Origin of the sequence: Phaeobacter sp. JH20_34, from assembly GCF_048056095.1 — a bacterium.
GTDB lineage: Bacteria > Pseudomonadota > Alphaproteobacteria > Rhodobacterales > Rhodobacteraceae > Phaeobacter > Phaeobacter bryozoorum.
The window spans coordinates 178,396-195,838 of sequence record NZ_JAYMWT010000019.1 but is presented as its reverse complement, the minus strand read 5'-3'; the positions used below and the strand labels follow the sequence as shown (position 1 = coordinate 195,838).

The 17,443-nt window shown below is 61.3% G+C and carries 21 protein-coding genes; 12 read left to right on the top strand and 9 right to left on the bottom strand.

Translation table 11 applies throughout. From position 1 onward, the window contains the following. Positions 1-18 precede the first annotated feature (18 nt). Together VWZ81_RS14135 and VWZ81_RS14130 are read right to left on the bottom strand one after the other, a co-directional pair. The gene (locus tag VWZ81_RS14135) at positions 19-354 is read right to left on the bottom strand and encodes an AzlD domain-containing protein (RefSeq protein WP_340544242.1); all 336 of its coding nucleotides are present in this window, start codon (positions 352-354) and stop codon (positions 19-21) included. Further along, positions 351-1,076, bottom strand: a complete 726-nt coding sequence (locus VWZ81_RS14130) for an AzlC family ABC transporter permease (protein ID WP_340544243.1) — start codon at positions 1,074-1,076, stop codon at positions 351-353. Before VWZ81_RS14130 ends, VWZ81_RS14135 begins: the two co-directional genes overlap by 4 nt. 59 nt (positions 1,077-1,135) lie before the next feature. Here VWZ81_RS14130 and VWZ81_RS14125 point away from each other — a divergent pair, with 59 nt between their 5' ends. From VWZ81_RS14125 to glp, 5 genes are all read left to right on the top strand, one after another. Beyond that, complete coding sequence (locus VWZ81_RS14125; RefSeq protein ID WP_340544245.1) at positions 1,136-2,038, top strand: formate dehydrogenase accessory sulfurtransferase FdhD; 903 nt, start codon at positions 1,136-1,138, stop codon at positions 2,036-2,038. A gap of 62 nt (positions 2,039-2,100) precedes the next feature. Continuing rightward, positions 2,101-2,745: a molybdenum cofactor guanylyltransferase MobA gene (gene mobA, locus VWZ81_RS14120; RefSeq protein ID WP_416543381.1), complete on the top strand. Its 645-nt coding sequence runs from the start codon at positions 2,101-2,103 to the stop codon at positions 2,743-2,745. Further along, positions 2,742-3,233 (top strand): molybdopterin-guanine dinucleotide biosynthesis protein B, encoded by a 492-nt coding sequence (gene mobB / locus VWZ81_RS14115; protein ID WP_416543380.1) that lies wholly within the window; start codon positions 2,742-2,744, stop codon positions 3,231-3,233. The genes mobA and mobB overlap by 4 nt, the downstream gene beginning before the upstream one ends. Next, the gene (locus tag VWZ81_RS14110; RefSeq protein WP_416543379.1) at positions 3,230-4,042 is read left to right on the top strand and encodes a molybdopterin guanine dinucleotide synthesis; all 813 of its coding nucleotides are present in this window, start codon (positions 3,230-3,232) and stop codon (positions 4,040-4,042) included. Before mobB ends, VWZ81_RS14110 begins: the two co-directional genes overlap by 4 nt. Further along, positions 4,039-5,295, top strand: a complete 1,257-nt coding sequence (glp, locus tag VWZ81_RS14105; protein ID WP_416543378.1) for a gephyrin-like molybdotransferase Glp — start codon at positions 4,039-4,041, stop codon at positions 5,293-5,295. Before VWZ81_RS14110 ends, glp begins: the two co-directional genes overlap by 4 nt. A gap of 21 nt (positions 5,296-5,316) precedes the next feature. Here the strand turns inward: glp and VWZ81_RS14100 are convergent, their stop codons facing one another. From VWZ81_RS14100 to VWZ81_RS14085, 4 genes are all read right to left on the bottom strand, one after another. Next, positions 5,317-6,339: a hypothetical protein gene (locus VWZ81_RS14100; protein ID WP_340544252.1), complete on the bottom strand. Its 1,023-nt coding sequence runs from the start codon at positions 6,337-6,339 to the stop codon at positions 5,317-5,319. Positions 6,340-6,450: 111 nt separating this feature from the next. After that, positions 6,451-6,921 carry a transcription elongation factor GreA gene (greA, locus tag VWZ81_RS14095; protein ID WP_340544253.1) on the bottom strand — a complete coding sequence of 157 codons (471 nt, stop codon included), beginning with the start codon at positions 6,919-6,921 and terminating at the stop codon, positions 6,451-6,453. Positions 6,922-7,237: 316 nt separating this feature from the next. Further along, a complete protein-coding gene (locus VWZ81_RS14090; protein ID WP_416543377.1) occupies positions 7,238-7,477 on the bottom strand; it encodes a hypothetical protein in 240 nt (79 codons plus the stop codon). Then, positions 7,467-7,850 (bottom strand): VOC family protein, encoded by a 384-nt coding sequence (locus tag VWZ81_RS14085; protein ID WP_416540732.1) that lies wholly within the window; start codon positions 7,848-7,850, stop codon positions 7,467-7,469. The genes VWZ81_RS14090 and VWZ81_RS14085 overlap by 11 nt, the downstream gene beginning before the upstream one ends. Before the next feature lie 145 nt (positions 7,851-7,995). Here VWZ81_RS14085 and soxR point away from each other — a divergent pair, with 145 nt between their 5' ends. From soxR to VWZ81_RS14065, 4 genes are all read left to right on the top strand, one after another. After that, positions 7,996-8,490 carry a redox-sensitive transcriptional activator SoxR gene (soxR, locus tag VWZ81_RS14080; protein ID WP_416543376.1) on the top strand — a complete coding sequence of 165 codons (495 nt, stop codon included), beginning with the start codon at positions 7,996-7,998 and terminating at the stop codon, positions 8,488-8,490. A gap of 158 nt (positions 8,491-8,648) precedes the next feature. Next, positions 8,649-10,295 (top strand): 4Fe-4S dicluster domain-containing protein, encoded by a 1,647-nt coding sequence (locus VWZ81_RS14075; protein ID WP_416543375.1) that lies wholly within the window; start codon positions 8,649-8,651, stop codon positions 10,293-10,295. A 129-nt stretch (positions 10,296-10,424) separates the two neighbouring features. After that, positions 10,425-12,173: a tetratricopeptide repeat protein gene (locus tag VWZ81_RS14070; protein WP_416543374.1), complete on the top strand. Its 1,749-nt coding sequence runs from the start codon at positions 10,425-10,427 to the stop codon at positions 12,171-12,173. Next, positions 12,163-12,999 (top strand): 4-(cytidine 5'-diphospho)-2-C-methyl-D-erythritol kinase, encoded by an 837-nt coding sequence (locus VWZ81_RS14065; protein ID WP_416543373.1) that lies wholly within the window; start codon positions 12,163-12,165, stop codon positions 12,997-12,999. Before VWZ81_RS14070 ends, VWZ81_RS14065 begins: the two co-directional genes overlap by 11 nt. Before the next feature lie 71 nt (positions 13,000-13,070). Here the strand turns inward: VWZ81_RS14065 and VWZ81_RS14060 are convergent, their stop codons facing one another. Next, positions 13,071-14,069, bottom strand: a complete 999-nt coding sequence (locus VWZ81_RS14060) for a polyprenyl synthetase family protein (RefSeq protein ID WP_416537177.1) — start codon at positions 14,067-14,069, stop codon at positions 13,071-13,073. 57 nt (positions 14,070-14,126) lie between these two features. Between VWZ81_RS14060 and VWZ81_RS14055 the strand changes: the two genes are divergently transcribed. The 3 genes from VWZ81_RS14055 (at position 14,127) to VWZ81_RS14045 (ending at position 15,443) form a co-directional block, all read left to right on the top strand. Continuing rightward, positions 14,127-14,339 carry a DUF2007 domain-containing protein gene (locus tag VWZ81_RS14055; protein ID WP_340544262.1) on the top strand — a complete coding sequence of 71 codons (213 nt, stop codon included), beginning with the start codon at positions 14,127-14,129 and terminating at the stop codon, positions 14,337-14,339. After that, positions 14,339-15,106, top strand: a complete 768-nt coding sequence (locus tag VWZ81_RS14050; protein ID WP_416543372.1) for a tRNA1(Val) (adenine(37)-N6)-methyltransferase — start codon at positions 14,339-14,341, stop codon at positions 15,104-15,106. Before VWZ81_RS14055 ends, VWZ81_RS14050 begins: the two co-directional genes overlap by 1 nt. Before the next feature lie 157 nt (positions 15,107-15,263). Next, positions 15,264-15,443, top strand: a complete 180-nt coding sequence (locus VWZ81_RS14045; protein ID WP_340544264.1) for a YdcH family protein — start codon at positions 15,264-15,266, stop codon at positions 15,441-15,443. 171 nt (positions 15,444-15,614) lie between these two features. Here VWZ81_RS14045 and VWZ81_RS14040 read toward each other — a convergent pair whose 3' ends face one another. Then, positions 15,615-16,478, bottom strand: a complete 864-nt coding sequence (locus VWZ81_RS14040) for a DMT family transporter (protein WP_416543371.1) — start codon at positions 16,476-16,478, stop codon at positions 15,615-15,617. Beyond that, complete coding sequence (locus VWZ81_RS14035; protein WP_416543370.1) at positions 16,475-17,416, bottom strand: transcriptional regulator GcvA; 942 nt, start codon at positions 17,414-17,416, stop codon at positions 16,475-16,477. The genes VWZ81_RS14040 and VWZ81_RS14035 overlap by 4 nt, the downstream gene beginning before the upstream one ends. Positions 17,417-17,443: the final 27 nt, after the last annotated feature.

Sequence of the window (17,443 nt, the reverse complement as noted above, 5' to 3'; positions counted from 1 at the left end):
TCTGTTTGTCGGAATGGATCAGCCTGCCAACAGAAAGAGCAGCAGGAAGCCAACAGCACCGCTGCCCATGGCGATCAGGACATTGCGTGTCCAGTACCCGAGCGCGAAGACCGCCGCGGCGACGGCGAGATGGGGCAGGCTGGGGGTGCCACCGGTCGGCGTCGGCCAGACCACCAGCGGCGCCACCAGCGCAGGAATGATCGCCACCGCAGTATAGCGCAGATGGCGCATCAGCCAAACGGGCATGGTCCTGCCGCCCATCAGCCCGATAAAGGCAAAGCGCAGGGCGAAGCTGCCAATGGCAAGGCCGATGATGATCGTCCATAGCAACGTCGGATCGGGGGGCTGGGTCATGACGGATCCTTTGCAATGCTGCGGCGCTCCAGCCAGAGCTCGGCCTGGGCGCCAGCCATCATGCCGATAAGACCGGCAACAATCAGGCCAAGATTGTAGGGCAGCGCGGTGGCCGGCAGCGCGGTGGCGACCGCGGCGAAACAGGCAATGACATGGGCCGGTGTGCGCAGCATTGGGCCGATCATGGCCAGGAACGCCAGCGGCAGGACAAAGTCGAGGCCCCAGCTGGCCGGGATCTGGGTGCCGACCAACGCCCCGATATAGGTTGCGAGCATCCAACCGGGGGCAACGCAGCCATTTGTGCCGAAGAAATAGGCCATGCGCTGTGATAGGGTCATCTGCGGATGGGTTTCGAACTGCACGATCGAGAGCGCATAGGATTGGTCGACAGTGAGATAGGCCGCACAGGCGCGTTGCCACAACGGAGCGCCGCCGAGGTACGGCGTCAGTGATGCCGAATACATCGCCACCCGCAGGTTTACTGCAAGCGCTGAAATCAGGATGATCAGAACAGGCGTGTTCTCTTGCATCAGTTGCAGCGCCGTAAACTGGGCCGAACCGGCAAAGACCGACAGGGAGAAGATCATGGCCTCAGGGACAATCAGTCCCGCTTCGGCAGCAAGAACGCCAAACAGCAGCCCAAATGGTCCCGAGACCAGAAGGAAAGGCGCGCCGTCGCGAAACCCCTTCCAAAAGGCCGATTTCGTGGTGGTGATTGCCATGATCAGGTCCTAGGTTATTGCTGAAACGGCATAGGCCTGCTGGCGGAGGTTTGCAATTGATGATGGTTGAGAACAGCTCCGACCTGGCGTCGATACTGGCTGAATATGTGATTGCACCTGCGCCGAACGATGCACGGCTGACACGGGTGGTTCAGGGGTTTGATCACACGGGGACCGCGACGGAGATCTCTGTCGTGGAGGAACGGCCGCTGACGATTTACCTCAACCGTCAGGAAATCGTCACCGCCATGACCATTGGCGATTACCCCGAATATCTGGCGCTGGGGTTTCTGCGCAATCAGGGGATGTTGAATCCCGGTGATGAGGTCACCGCCATCGATTACGATGAAGAGCTGGATACCGTGGTCGTAAGGACCGCAGTTGAGACCTCATACGAAGACAAGCTGCAAAAGAAGACCCGCACGTCAGGCTGTGCGGTGGGCACTGTGTTTGGTGACATGATGGAGGGGCTGGAAGGGGTGAGCTTGCCGCAGACAGCGGTGCGCAGCTCCTGGCTTTATGCGTTGGCGCATAAGATCAACCGCACCCCCTCGCTCTATCTTGAGGCTGGCGCCATTCATGGCACGGTTCTGTGCCAAGAAGATCGCCCATTGGTGTATATGGAGGACGTGGGGCGGCACAATGCGGTGGACAAGATCGCCGGCTGGATCCAGAGCACCGGCGCGGAGGTCTCCGACAAAATCCTCTATACCACCGGGCGGCTCACCTCGGAGATGGTGATCAAAACCGCGATGATGGGGATTCCGGTGCTGGTGTCTAGATCCGGCTTTACCGCATGGGGGGTGGAGATCGCACAGGAGCTGGGTCTCACTTTGATCGGGCGGATGCGGGGGCAGCGGTTTATCTGCCTGTCGGGAGAGGATCGGCTGATCCGGGATGTGGATCCGGCAAAGGTGCCGGTTGAGGCAAAAGCGCATCGGCGCAAGAGTGCGGACCATTAGGCGCAGACCGCCCGCGATATGGTCCGCAGACGATGTGGCATCAGGCGCAGAGAGGAGATGTCGTGAGACAAAGCAAACCATTGGGCATCATCCTTGCTGGCGGGTTGGCCACAAGGATGGGTGGCGGTGACAAGGGACGCTTGCGGATTGGGGGACGCAGTCTGATTTCCCATGTGATCGACCGTCTGTCGCCGCAGGTCGAGCGTATCGCGCTGAATGCCAATGGTGATCCTGCGCGCTTTGCCGATCTTGCGTTGCCGGTGATCGCCGACAGTATTGACGGCTTCGCAGGTCCTCTGGCGGGCGTGCTTGCCGGGTTGGACTGGGCGGCAGCGCAGGGAGCCGAGAGCATTGTCACGGTGGCTGCCGACACGCCGTTCTTCCCAAAGGATCTGGTTCAGCGGCTAAAGGAGAGCGCCGCCGGGCAGCAACATCCGCTGGTGCTGGCGACAACGCCAAAGTCCGGCGAGGAACATCTGAAATCCGGTGGCGGCGGCCGGGTGAACCGGCATCCGACCTTTGGTCTTTGGCCTGTTGCCCTGCGCGATGACCTGCGCGCGGCGCTGGAGGGCGGCCTGCGCAAGGTGGTTTTGTGGACAGACCGTCACGGCGGCCAGGAGGCCCTGTTTGAGGCGGATCCGTTTGATCCGTTTTTCAACGTCAATACGCCTGAGGACCTGGCCCGGGCGGAGGCCTTGCTGCGATGAAAATATATGGCGTCACCGGCTGGAAGAACTGCGGCAAGACCGGGCTGATGGAGCGGTTGGTGGCTGAGTTCTGCAGACGTGGTCTTACCGTGTCGACCTTGAAACATGCTCATCACAGCACTGATGTGGATCAACCCGGTACTGACAGCCATCGCCACCGGATGGCGGGTGCCGGCGAGGTGATCCTTGCCTCGCCCAATCGGGTGGCGATCATGCAGGAGCTGCGTGGCATGGCCGAACCCAGCTTTACCGAGCTGCTGGCCCGTCTGCGGCCTGTGGATCTGGTGCTGGTTGAGGGGTTCAAACGCGAGGTGCATCCGAAGATTGAGGCATATCGCACAGCGGCGGGCCAGCCGCTCATCGCGCCTGAGGACCGGTCCATTCGTGCCGTTGCCAGTGACATTCCGCTGCATCTGGACAGGCCGGTTTTCGATCTGGACGACACGGTGGCGATTGCCGATTTCATCGCCGGGGAGATTTCCCTTTGAGCGGATGGCAGAGCTTTGCCATGGTGGATTGGTCTGGCGGCAACGACCGCGGGCCAAGCCCTTGCAAGGATTCCATCTGGGCCAGCGTCAGCCGCGATGGATCAGCGGATGAACCGGTATATCTGCGCAATCGGCAGCTGGCGGAGCTGTGGCTCACCGAGCTGGTCGAGGCAGAACTGGCCGCCGGGCGCCGCCTTATGCTTGGGTTTGATTTCCCCTTTGGCTATCCGGCGGGGTTTTGCGATGCAATCACGGGTTCGGATGATCCTCTTGGCCTGTGGGACTGGTTTGAGACACATATTGAGGATGCGCCAAAGTCTAACAACCGCTTTGATCTGGCGGGGGCGATCAATCGCCGCTTTGGTGGGCAAGGCCCATTCTGGGCCAATGGGCTAGCCCGCGACATCGACGGTTTGCCGCGTCGCAAGGACCGCTATCGCAACCCGTTCCCGGACCGCCGCGCGGTTGAGCATCGGGCCAAGGGCAGCTTTACCTGCTGGCAGATGGCCGGGGCAGGTGCCGTGGGCAGCCAGGTGATGATGGGCCTGCCGGTTCTGTCACGCCTGCGAAAGCGTTTTGCCGGGCAGGTCGCTGTCTGGCCGTTTGAATCCCTGGACACGCCGGTGGCTCTGGTGGAGATCTGGCCGACCCTTCTGGCAGGCCCCGCGCCGGATCACTGGATCAAGGATGCCTGGCAGGTGCATAAGGTGTCCCTAGAATTGTCGGGCCTGCACATGGCAGAGTTGGACCAGTTATTGACCGTCACAGCGCCCGAAGAGGGCTGGATCCTGGGAGTGGACCAGATATGAGCCTTGCCCCGCCACCCCTGCGTAATGATTGCTTTGCTCTGCCAGCAGGCGTCGATTGGACACCGGTGGATGACGCGCTGGATCACTTGCGGCGAAATCTCACGGCAGTGACGGCGGCAGAGGTTCTGCCATTGGGGCAGGCTTTGGGGCGGGTTCTGGCTGAGGATGTTTTTGCCGCGCGCAGCAACCCGCCACAGGCGAACACGGCCGTGGATGGCTACGGGTTTGCGGGTCCCGCCGGAGAGGGGCCGCAGGTGATGCAGCTGAGCGAGGGACGTGCGGCGGCGGGGCTGGCCCATGAAGGCGCGGTTGCTCCGGGCCAGGCCATCCGCATTCTGACAGGGGCGGCGTTGCCTAGGGGGGTTGATACCGTCATTCTTGAAGAGGACGTAACCTGCGATGGTGCGCAGATTGCTTTTCACGGACCACTTAAACTGGGCGCCAATACTCGCCGGGCTGGCGAAGATGCCGCCGTCGGCGATCGGATCCTAACCAAGGGTCGCGTGGTGACCCCTGCGGATCTGGCGCTGGCCTCTGCCACGGGATTGTCTGAGCTACCGGTGCGGCAACTGCTGCGGGTGGGTGTGCTGTCGACGGGAGATGAACTGGTCGAGCCGGGTGAGACGGCTGCGGCAGGGCAGATTTACGATGCCAATCGCCCGATGCTGCTCGCGCTGCTGGCAAAGATGGGGTTCGACGCTGTGGATCTGGGCAAAGCTGCCGACGATCGCGCCGCGCTGCGACGTCACCTGGACGCTGCGGCTGAGGCGGTGGATGTGATCCTGACAAGTGGCGGTGCCTCTGCCGGGGATGAGGATCATATGTCGGCGCTGCTGCGCGAAAGCGGGGCCATGCAGCAATGGCGGATTGCCCTGAAACCGGGCCGACCGCTGGCGCTGGGGATTTGGCAGGGAACGCCGGTGTTCGGTCTGCCGGGCAATCCGGTGGCCGCGATGGTCTGCACGTTGATCTTTGCCCGCCCTGCGATGGGGCTGATGGCGGGGGCAAGCTGGGCTGAGCCGCAGGGGTTTGATTTGCCAGCCGCCTTTGAGAAACGCAAGAAGCCGGGACGGCGAGAATATTTGCGCGCCCGTGTACGCAACGGTCAGGTCGAGGTCTTCAAATCAGAAGGGTCGGGCCGTGTCAGTTCGCTGAGTTGGGCCGAAGGTCTGGTGGAACTGGCGGATGGCGCTGCGGTGATTCAGCCGGGGGATCCCGTCCGTTTTATTCCCTACGCCAGTTTTGGCATGTAACCGGAGCGCGGGCGGAAACCGTCAGTCAAAGGTGCCAGCGACCCGCCCCAGCAGCATGAAGGCGCGGGCGGTGCGGGTTTCGCCAAGCGATGATATCTCGGCGTCGCTGGCCTCTTGTTCAAATTCCGCCAGCATCTGGTCAAAGCGGCGCAGGAAATGATGTGCGGCATCGCGAAAGATCGGATCCTGTTTCATCCGCGCATTTGTCAGGGCAAGTGAGCTGCGATCCCTCACGCCGCCCAATGCGGCAACGGCGCGACCGCGTGTGCCCTGGGCGAACTGTCGCCAGATCTCTGGTCGGGCCATATCGGGGCGCAGGTCGTCCATGTAGATGCCATCCTGGCTGAGCAGGGTGAGCACATCCTGCGCGGCCTGAATGATCTGGGCGGCTTTGCGGTCCCGCAAGGCAAGGCGCAGGGCGGCAAAGCCTTCCTCGTCTTCGGCGGTTTCAGGAAAATTCAGGGCCCGGATCAATTGCGGAGCAGGCAGCGGGGCTGCAAAATCCTCGGCGGGCGTGCCAAGCGCCAGCAGTCCCTGATCGGTCGCGTCGCCGCCCGTCGCCGCGGTGGTGGATATGCCCGGCATGGGTCGATCACGGCGGCTGGTGTGAAATGTCGCGAGGGCGGTTTCCGTCTTGCGGGTCGCGGCGGCAATCTCGTCCAACTTGCGTGTGACGGAGGGTTCGGAGACCGAAGCCGCCTGCTGCGCATGGGCGATATAGGCGTTGCGCATTCCGTCGATGGCAGCGTGCAGGCGCTGCGATTCATCCCGCATCACCTGGGCGGATCGCAGGGCGATAGCACCGACCCAGATCAGGAGGACAGGCAGGACCACAGCGACGATCCGCAGCAGGATATCCGACCATCCCGCCGCAGGCGTCGCGTCAGGCGTACCACCCAGCACGAAAACTGCGACAACCACGAGCAGCCACAACGCGCTCAACGCAAGCGCCGCAGCCTCGATCAGGCCAAAGACCGGTCGTTCCGGCGGCGCGTCGAGGGCGCTGGTGGGCGGCTTTGCAGCGGTGGAACTGGTGCGGGTCATACTGTTGCTCGAAACAGAGGGTGGCGAGAGAGGTTGGCATATGCCGCATGGCGCGGCGGCGAGATGGACATGGCGGGGCGCCGGTGACTGGCGCCGAGCCGGGAATGCGTATCAGGAAAAGACGATCTTGAGGATTTCATAGGCGCGGTCGCCGCCTGGGGTGCGGACCTCGACGCTGTCGCCTTCTTCCTTGCCAATCAGAGCGCGGGCGATCGGTGATTTGATGTTCAGAAGGCCCGCTTCGATATTGGCCTCATGCTCGCCGACGATCTGCCAGGTCTTTTCCTCATCGGTGTCTTCGTCGACGACGGTGACCTTGGCGCCGAATTTGATCGCGCCGGACAGTTTGGCCGGGTTGATCACATCGGCGAGCGACAGGATGCCTTCCAGCTCCTTGATGCGGCCTTCAATGAAGGATTGCTTCTCGCGGGCGGAATGGTACTCGGCGTTTTCCGAAAGATCGCCGAGTTCGCGGGCTTCGGCAATGGCCTTGATGATGGCCGGGCGTTCGACCGACTTCAGGGTCTTCAATTCAGCTTCTAGGGCGGCGTGACCCGCGGGGGTCATCGGGATCTTTTCCATGTCTGTGTCCAGATATCGTGTCAGGTTTGGCCACCGGCCGTGGCGGTTCGCGTCTATAGGAAAACCGGTTTGTCCCACTGCCAGACTGACAGCGGGACAAACCGGTTATGTCTTATTTACCTGACCCAATCCTGCCGCCGAATGCAAGAGGGCGGCAGGGGCTGTCCACAGCGATTTCATGCCAACAGGCGGAAAACTCCGCTTTTTTACGCCTGTCCGCTTTGCGCCTGTCCGGGGTGCGGTGTGGCGGCAAACGCGTCATGGACAGGCGGGGCGACGGGCGGGCGCCTCGCAGTCCTGCCGTTACGGAGTAAGGTCAGCGAACCTGCGCCGTGGTGGACGTCTTGCCGGTGATGCTGTGACGGGGCACCCGCGGGCGCGGATCCAGTTGCCGCAGCAGCTTTAGCAGACGGCTGTACCCGAGCAGGGTTTCTTCCCGCCCGAAGTGTGGCTGTATCACAGGTTGCCGCTTCGAGCGTTCGGCGTCAGGCGTGATGAGGCGCGGAGGCAGGATCGCGCGCGGGCGGCTGGCGTGCCAGAGCAGATCAAGCATCATATTGAACCACCTCGAATTCGATATTGTCGCGGTCGCGGAAGTAGAACCTGCGACCCGGCTCGTAGTCGTGATGCTCACCTGGGGTGAAGCCTGCATCCCGTACACGGGTCTCGACCGTGCTCAGATCATCAACGACGACGGCAATGTGATTGAGCCCTCCGGTGATGCCGTAGCTGATCGGGGCTTTGGCCAGCGGTTCCGGGGGGCAGTAGAGCGCAAGATAACTGTCAGAACCACCGATATGCAGGCTGTAGCCGCCGTTGATAGCCTCACCCTGCCAGCGAATGCGCCAGCCGAACACATCCTGCATCCAGGCGGCGGTGGCTTCAGGGGAAGAAACGGTGATGTTTGCATGTTCAAGACGTACAGTCATATCAGGCTCCGATGCTTGTCAGTTTGGATCGATTACCTGTAGGCTAATTTCTCAACCTAACTTTAGATCAAGGTTTTTCTTTACCTTGAAGGTGAAGCTGCAAACCTATTATTTTTCAGTTGTTTATCAGAATGATGGAGGGGCTATGGCAAAGTCAGCTGGCGTGTCGATCGGATATCTTGCGGAGCGAACCGGGCTCGCCGTGTCTGCTATCCGCTATTATGAGTCGCAGGGTCTGGTTGAGCCCTGGCGGAATGCGGGAGGACAACGGCGGTTCCACCGGGCGGACCTGCGGCGGCTGAGTTTTGTGATGATCGCGCAGAAGTTTGGGTTTTCCCTGCCTGAGATCCAGGGGTTTCTGAAGAGCCTGCCGGGTGGGCGCACCCCGACCAAGGCTGACTGGACGCGGCTTTCAGCGCAGTTCCGCGAGCACCTGAACGCCCGAATCGAAACGCTGGAGCGGCTTCGTGACAATCTGGATGGCTGCATCGGCTGTGGCTGCCTGTCGCTGCCCAATTGCAAGTTGTACAATCCGGATGATGCTGCCGCTTCCAAGGGGCAGGGGCCGCGCTATCTGATGGGGGACCGGCCAGCGGATCTGGCCAAAAACGGGAACAGCGCGCCAAATGACGATATTTGACGCACCATTTGTCGCAATTGAGGGTTCTAGATCATCGTAACGTAGAGTTTGGATTGACCAGAGCCTCTGGCACCCGCTAAGCAACCGCGAAAGAAAATTGCGCCAAGGACGCACAGCCTACACGGGCTGGTCCTGAGCCATAGCCTAAGGAGCCTTCGATGGCCGAGATTGAACGCGAAGCAATGGAATACGACGTTGTGATCGTTGGGGCAGGCCCGGCTGGTCTGTCTGCGGCGATCCGTTTGAAACAGCTGGACAGCGACCTGCAGGTCGTGGTGCTGGAAAAAGGCTCTGAAGTGGGTGCGCATATCCTGTCCGGCGCGGTGCTGGACCCCTGCGGGCTGGATGCACTGATCCCCGACTGGAAAGAAAAAGGCGCGCCACTGAACGTTCCGGTCAAGGACGACAATTTCTACATGCTGGGTGAGGCGGGGCAGATCCGCATCCCGAACTTCCCGATGCCGCCGCTGATGAACAACCATGGCAACTACATCGTCTCGATGGGCAATGTCTGCCGCTGGATGGCTGAGCAGGCAGAAGAGCTGGGCGTCGAGATCTTCCCGGGTATGGCCTGTTCCGAATTGGTCTATGGTGACAATGGCGAAGTCAAAGGCGTGGTTGCCGGTGTCTTTGGTCTGGAATCCGACGGTACCTATGGTCCGAACACCGAGCCGGGGATGGAACTGCACGGCAAATATGTCTTCCTCTCCGAAGGTGTGCGCGGCTCGCTTTCCAAAGAAGTGATTGCCAAATACAGCCTGTCTGACGGCAAGGAGCCGCAGAAATACGGTGTTGGCATGAAAGAGATCTGGGAAATTGATCCTGCCAAGCACAAAGAGGGCTCTGTCACCCACACCATGGGCTGGCCGCTGGGGTCCAACGCGGGTGGCGGATCCTTTATCTATCACCTAGACAACAATCAGGTTTACGTCGGTTTCGTGGTTCACCTGAACTACAAGAACCCGCATCTGTACCCCTACATGGAATTCCAGCGCTTCAAGCACCATCCGATGGTGGCTGAGCTGCTGAAAGGCGGTAAGCGCGTGGCCTATGGCGCCCGTGCGATCACCGAAGGTGGCTATCAGTCGATGCCGAAGCTGGTCGCCCCCGGTGTGGCGCTCTTGGGTTGCTCGGCTGGCATGGTCAACGTGCCGCGCATCAAGGGCAACCACAACGCCATGCTGTCGGGCAAGGCAGCCGCCGAAGCCGCCTATGACGCGATCAAGGCTGAGCGTTCGGGCGACGAACTTGCCGACTATGAGGTCAGTGTCCGCGACGGCGCGATCGGTGCCGACCTGAAGAAAGTGCGCAACGTCAAACCGATGTGGTCGAAGTGGGGCCTCACCGCCTCGCTGATGCTGGGTGGTCTGGATATGTGGACCAATACGTTGGGCTTTTCGCTGTTTGGCACTTTGGGTCACGGTAAAAATGACGCAGAGGCAACCGAGGAAGCCTCCAAGCACAAACCCATCGACTATCCCAAACCCGATGGTGTGCTTTCGTTTGACCGCCTGACCAACGTTGCCTTTGCGGCGACCAACCACGAAGAGAGCCAGCCCTGCCACCTGCGTCTGGGCAATCTGGACACGCCGATCAGCGTCAACCTGCCGAAGTTCGCGGAGCCTGCGCAGCGCTATTGCCCGGCGGGTGTCTATGAGGTGGTGGAGAAGGACGGCAAGCCGGAGTTCGTGATCAACTTCCAGAACTGCGTCCACTGCAAGACCTGTGACATCAAGGATCCGAGCCAGAATATCACCTGGACCACACCGCAGGGCGGTGACGGGCCGAACTACCCGAATATGTGATCGGTTTCGGCAGGTATTTGCCGGAATAATTGGGGCAGCCTGCGGGCTGCCCCATTGCGTGTTAAGGGGCGGCGTTCTACGCTTTGTGGCGAGGCAGTATTTGACCAGTCACCAACGAGGAGGCCCCCCGTGCCCGTCCCATTCTTTCGCAGCCTGACAAGCGCAGCGGCTCTTGCCGTGGCGATCACCCTGCCGATACTGGTGCAGGCCGATGCGGTGCGTGCAGATGGGCTGGCGGGTGCGTATCTGGCGGCACGGGCTGCTACCCTGGATAGTGATTTCCGCGCCTCCGCGGATTATTACAACCGCGCGCTGGTGCGCGACCCGAAGAACCCGCTGCTCATGGAGCATGTCGTGTTTTCCCGGCTTGCGCTGGGTGATATCAAAGGGGCCGCGCCGGTCGCCGCCCGCCTGTCGGAGATGGGCGCGCGCAGTCAGGTCGCCAATATCGTTACCACTGCCAACCTGGTCCTGACCGAGGACTATCAGACCATCATCGAACGCGTGACCTCTCAGCAAGAGGGGCAGTATGAGATCAATGCCCTGGTGGATGGCTTGCTGTTGGGCTGGGCACATCTGGGCGCTGGTTCAGTGTCCGATGCGCTGACACAGTTTGACGTCTTGGGTGAAAAAGAGGGGCTTGGCCTTTTCGCGCGCTATCACCGGGCGCTGGCGCTGGCCTCTGTCGGGGATTACGAGGGGGCGGAGGCCCTGTTTGCTGCCGAGGAGGGCCAGCTGACCAATACCTCGCGTCGGGCGGTGATCGCGCGGCTTGAGATTCTGTCGCAGCTGGGGCGCAATGAACAGGCGCTCGATGTGCTGTCCGACGCCTTCAATGGGCAGCTGGATCCGGGGCTTGCAGCGCTGTCCGCACGGCTGAAGGATGGCGAAACCCTTCCCTATACGCTGGCGGCCACGCCGACACAGGGCATTGCCGAAGTGTTCTTCACCATGGGGGCTGCCCTTAATGGTGAAATGGCCGATGACTATGTGCTGATGTATGCCCGTGTCGCAGCTGCCTTGCGCGAAGATCACGTGGACGCATTGTTGCTGGCTGCGGAGCTCTTTGACCAGCTGGGCCGCTACGCCCTGTCGATCGAGCTTTACAAGCAGGTGCCGCGCGAGCATCCGGATTACCACGCCGCAGAACTGGGACGCGCCGAAGCATTGCGTCGCGCCGCCAAACCTGATGCGGCCGCCGAGGTCCTGCAGCAGCTGGCGCGTGATTTCCCGAAAGAGGCACCGGTCCACACCAATCTGGGTGATCTGTTGCGGCAGCAGGAGGATTACAGCGGCGCCGTCGCTGCCTATGACACCGCGCTGGGGCTGATGGATGAAAGCGTGGAGGGACGTTGGTTCCTGCTGTATGCCCGTGGCATCTGCCACGAGCGGCTGAAAAATTGGGAGCAGGCAGAGGCGGATTTCCGCGCCGCACTCGAAATTCGCCCGGATCAGCCGCAGGTTCTGAATTATCTCGGCTATTCTCTGGTGGAGAAGCAGATCAAACTGGACGAGGCGCTGTCGATGATCGAACGCGCTGTCGCCGCGCGCCCTGACGCGGGCTATATCGTCGACAGCCTCGGCTGGGTACTCTATCGGCTGGGTCGCTATGAAGAGGCGGTTGGCCATATGGAAACCGCGGTTGAATTGATGCCGGTCGACCCTGTGGTCAACGACCACCTCGGGGATGTTTACTGGGCTGTCGGGCGGGCGCGGGAAGCTGAGTTCCAGTGGAAGCGCGCGCTGTCGTTCATCGACCCCGAAGATACTGACAGTGAAGCCGACCCTGAGCGCATTCGCCGCAAGCTGGAAAGCGGCCTTGATGCCGTTCTTGCCGAAGAGGGTGCGGCGCCGTTGAACGTGGCACATGACGGTTGAGGGATTTGCCCCGGCCAAGATCAATCTGACCCTGCATGTGATCGGCCAGCGCACAGATGGCTATCATCTGCTGGATTCGCTTGTGGTCTTTGCTGACATCGGGGACCGGATCACGGCTGTATCTGCCGACACCCTGAGCCTGCGGGTGGGGGGCGCCATGGCAAAGGGCGTACCGACCGACAGCTCCAACCTGATGATGAAAGCGGCTGAGCTTTTACAGGTCGAGCGGGGGGCGGAGCTGAGGTTGGACAAGCAGCTGCCACCGGCCTCTGGCATCGGGGGCGGGTCCTCCGATGCGGCGGCGACGTTGCGGGTCCTGTGCGAGCTGTGGCAGGTACCTCTTCCCGGAGTTGCAGAGGTTCTCCCCCTGGGAGCGGATCTGCCGGTTTGCATGGAGCCGGGCGCCCAGCGGATGCGTGGTATCGGTGAGCAGCTGGAGCGGCTGCCAGCCTTGCCTGACTGCGCGATTGTTCTGGCAAATCCGGGGGTGTCAGTCGCCACGCCCGCGATTTTTCGCGCGATGAAGAAACGTGACAACCCACCGATGCCCGACAGGCTACCCGTTTGGCAGAGCGCAGAGGAGCTGGCGGCCTGGCTTTCGGGTCAGCGCAACGATCTGCAGGGGCCGGCAATCATGCTCGAGCCTCTGATCGGAGCGGTTCTCGACGCGCTGTCGGGTTTGGCCCCGCTGTTTCACGCGATGTCGGGGTCAGGTGCGACCTGCTACGCGTTATTTGCCGACGAGGCGACGGCAGAGGCGGCGGCTGCCACCTTGCAGGCGGCACATCCTGACTGGTGGGTGCGCGCGGGCCGGTTGCTGGCATGACCGGCGCACAGCCAAAAAAGCCTGCGCAGTGGGGTGTGCCTTTCAGGCGTTAATCCGGTTATTCTTTAGGCCTAGGCAAGGCGGGCGACAACATAGTCGGCCAGATCATGCAGCATCTGGCGGATCGGGTCCTCTGGCAGGGAGGTCAAGGCGTCCTGTGCCTTGGCAACCCATTCCATCGCATCGCGGCGGGTTGCGGCCAACGTGTCGTATTTGTCCATCAGGGACAGCGCATGGTCGAGGTCGCCCTCATCCTGACGTCCCTTTTCAATGGTGCGAACCCAGAAGGCGCGCTCTTCTGCGGTGGCCTGTGCAACGGCCTTGATCACCGGCAGGGTCAGCTTGCGTTCGCGGAAATCATCGCCGACGTTTTTTCCCGTCGCGGAGCTATCACCCTGATAATCCAATAGATCGTCGGCAATCTGGAAGGCGATACCAAGCGCATCGCCATAGGCAAACAACGCGTCTACCTGCGCTTCGGGTGCGCCGGCGACGACGCCACCTGCCTGAGTCGCGGCGGAGAACAGCGCTGCTGTCTTGCCGCGCACAACCTGCAGGTACACGGCCTCATCGGTGGCAAGATCACTGGCCGCAGTCATTTGCAGAACTTCACCCTCGGCAATAGTCGCCGAGGCGTTGGCCAGGATATCGAGCACCCGCAGAGAGCCGGTTTCCACCATCAACTGGAAACTGCGCGCAAAGAGATAGTCGCCGACTAGAACGGAGCTTTTGTTGTCCCACAAGAGATTGGCTGTCGGACGACCGCGGCGCTGTCCGCTTTCGTCAACCACGTCATCATGCAGCAGGGTGGCGGTGTGAATGAATTCAACGGTTGCTGCCAGTTTCACGTGGTTTTCACCGCTGTAGCCACACAGGCGCGCTGCCGCGAGGGTCAGCATCGGGCGCAAACGCTTGCCGCCGGCCTCGACAAGATGGGCCGTTACCTCGGGAATGCGCGGCGCATGTTTCGAGGCCATGCGTGTCTGGATCAGCGTATTGACCGCTGCCATTTCGTCGCTGAGTGTCGCGGCCAGCATGTCATGCGGCTTTTGCGTCAGGATTTGATTCATCGTTTTCCCGCTTGCAAGGCTCGACAAGGCGCAGCCCTTGCCCTTAGATCCATCCCTATGAAGGAACTTTTGCGCAGCACAGACCCAACTGTCATGGCCTTTGCCACCGCCCTTCTTGAGGGTGAGGATATAGACTGCTTTCAAATGGACGTAAATATGAGCATCCTTGAAGGTGGTATCGGGATATTCCCGCGCAGATTGATGGTGCGCAGCGATGATCATGCCGCTGCCGAGCGCGTGATGCGTGACAATGATATTCCGCTGCGCTGATGTCGGGATTTGAGGACAGCGCTCTTAGCCAGGACGCGTTTCTGGGTGGGCGGGTACAGTTGTTGCAACCAAAGCAGGGGTATCGCGCCGGGGTCGACCCTGTCCTGCTGGCCGCAGCCGTTCCCGCACAGCCTGGTGATCGGGTGCTGGAGCTGGGCTGCGGAGGCGGTCCGGCTCTGTTATGTCTGGCTGCACGGGTCCCGGATCTGGACCTGACCGGGGTCGAGCTTCAGTCCGATTATGCCGATCTGGCGCGACGCAATGCCGCGCTGAACGCAGTCGATATCACGATCGTCGAGGCTGATCTGGCAGCACTGCCGGTGGATCTGCGCCAGATCCAGTTTGACCATGTCATCGCCAACCCGCCCTATTATCGCGCCGGTGCGCACAGTCCGGCGCAGGACGTGGGGCGGCAGATTGCACTCGGCGGGGCGACGGAGTTGACCGTCTGGTTCGATACCGCAGCGCGACGCCTCACCCATAAGGGATATCTGCACATGATCCAGCGGGCCGATCGCCTGCCGGAAATGCTTGGGGCCTGTTTTGGACGTCTGGGCTCACTTGAGGTGTTGCCATTGGCCGCCCGTGTCGGTCGTGGCGCCGAATTGGTTCTGCTGCGGGCGCGCAAGGGTGGCCGTGCAGGGTTCAGGCTGCATGCGCCGCTGATCCTGCACAACGGTGAAGCACATTTGCGTGACGCCGAAAACTACCAGGCGGAGATCCGGGCTGTTCTTCGTGATGGCCATGGGTTGCCCTGGCCAAGCTGATATTTGCGGGAGACTCGCGGAGAATCGGCTCTCATTCGGCGAGGACATGCCGAAATGACGGTTTCATGACAAAATATATGCTTCTGCAGCGTGACAGAGCAATAATCTTGTGTTCCACTCACTTTGTACGCAACACGCTCAAAGAAGGAGGAATGACATGAGCCTCAGCTCGCATCTGACCGAACTAAAGAAGAAGCACGAGCATCTGAGCATGGAAGTCGAACACGCCCAACGCTCACCCGCGACCGACGGGCTGCGTATCGCGTCGATGAAGAAACAGAAACTGAAACTCAAAGAAGAAATTAAACGTCTCTCGACGGAGGAACTTGCCGTCTGAGAGAGTGGTCTGATCTGAGGTGACCGCAGTCCCGTCGCTGCGGTGCCTGAGGCAGAACCGATTGGTTGTTAGGGGTCATCAGCACGGCTGGTGACCCCTTCTTGTTTCTGCATCTGGCGCGGGATTTTCTGTTGCGGCCCTTGGGGAGGGATGCGCCGGTAGATGGATGCTTCAGGGCGTCGCATTGGCCCGCGCGGCCAGCAGCGCCCCGCCTGTTATCAGGCAGGCTGCAATCGCCAGCGTCCATGACGCAGGCGCAATTCCTGCAACAACAAGGATCAGTGTTGAAAGCAAAGGTGCTGCATAAGAGCTGGTGCCGAGCAGTTGGATGTCACCCTGTTTCACTCCGATGTCCCAGACATAGAACGCAAGGCCGACCGGCCCCAGACCCAGCGCGACTGTCGCTCCCCAACCGCTGATGCCGATGGGCCAATGGCTTTCTTCCAGCGCGAAATGAAGGCCCCAGGATGCTGCCGCAGTGATCAGGCAGAATACGGCAACCGTGCTGGTGGGGGCTGTCCCCAGGCGTCGCGCAAGCACGGAATATCCCGACCACGTCAGTGCGCAGAGTAGCGCAAGCCCATAGCCGGGCAGTGCCGCGGCATCAAACTCGGCTCCGCCACCGGTGATGATCGTTGCGGCACCGGCGAAGCCGAGGAGGGCCCCCAGCAAATGCCCCGCGCGCAGTGTTTCCCCTGGCAGCAGGCCGGACAACAGCACAATCAGCAATGGCCAGAGATAGGCAATAAGCCCTGCTTCGGCTGCGGGGGCCATCCTCAGCGCGGAGAAGTAAAGCGCATGATAGCCAAAGAGACCGAGGCTGCCGAAGAGATAGACCCGCCATGACACTCGTCGCAGTGCCGTGAGGCCACCACTGCGCCAACACCAAATGAGGCCCAATGAGCCGCCGATTGTGAAACACAAGGCGTTCAACAGGAGCGGTGGGGTCGGCGCAGTGCCAACGGTGAGAACAGCCAGTAGCGACCAAAGCAATACCGCGACAAAGCCGGTTGCCGTTGCGCGGTTCCTGGTCATGTGAGACTGTCTACCGACACGATTTTCAGCCCATCTGACACAGCGGCGGTCTTTTCGATTTCGGCCAGGATCCAGTCGCGGAATGCCACGATCTGCGGGCGCGTTTCAGCGCCTTTCTGACAGAGGAAGCAAAATCGGGCCTTGCCGGTTAGCGCCGTTTTGAAGGGGGCAACCAGACGCCCTTCGGCAAGATCCTTTACCACCAGCGCGCGCCGCCCTAAAACCACACCGGCCCCTGCCAAAGCGGCATCCACCGCGTGGTCGGCGTTGCTGAAGCGGGCGCCATGGGTGGGGTTGAACTCCTCACCCATCAACTTGAACCAGGCGGTCCAGTCGAGCTGCGGTGACATAAAGTTCAGTGAATCGTCGTGGATTAGCGGCGCGTCTTTCAGCGCGGCGACGGTGGGGTAACGCTGCGCGATATCAGGTGTCATGACCGGCATCACCCACTCCACAGGCAGCGGCATTGAATAGACGTCTGGGTATGGGCCGTAGCCAAAACGGATCGCCACATCGACGTCGTCGCGCATCAGATCAACACGGCGCAGGCTGGCCGAGAACCGAAGGTCGATTTCAGGGTGGGCGCGCGCAAACTCGTAAAAGCGCGGCGCCAGCCATTTCGCGGTAAAGGCAGGGCCGGCCGTGACCGTCAGGACCCCATCGTCCTGTAGCCGGATTGCCGCGCGCCAGGCTGCCGTCAGTGCCTGAAACCCATCAGACGTCCCGGGCGCTAGGGCAGCCCCTGCTTCCGTCAGCTCGACGGCGCGGTTCAGGCGGCGGAATACCGGTGTTCCCAAATGCTCTTCCAGGGATTTGATCTGAAATGACAGCGCTGCCGGGGTCACGTTCAACTCCTGTGCCGCACGGGCAAAGGACATATGGCGGGCGGCGGCTTCAAAGGCGCGCAGGGCGGTCAGTGGTGGCAGGCGATCAGACATGTGAGATAAGTAATACTTAAGTGAAGT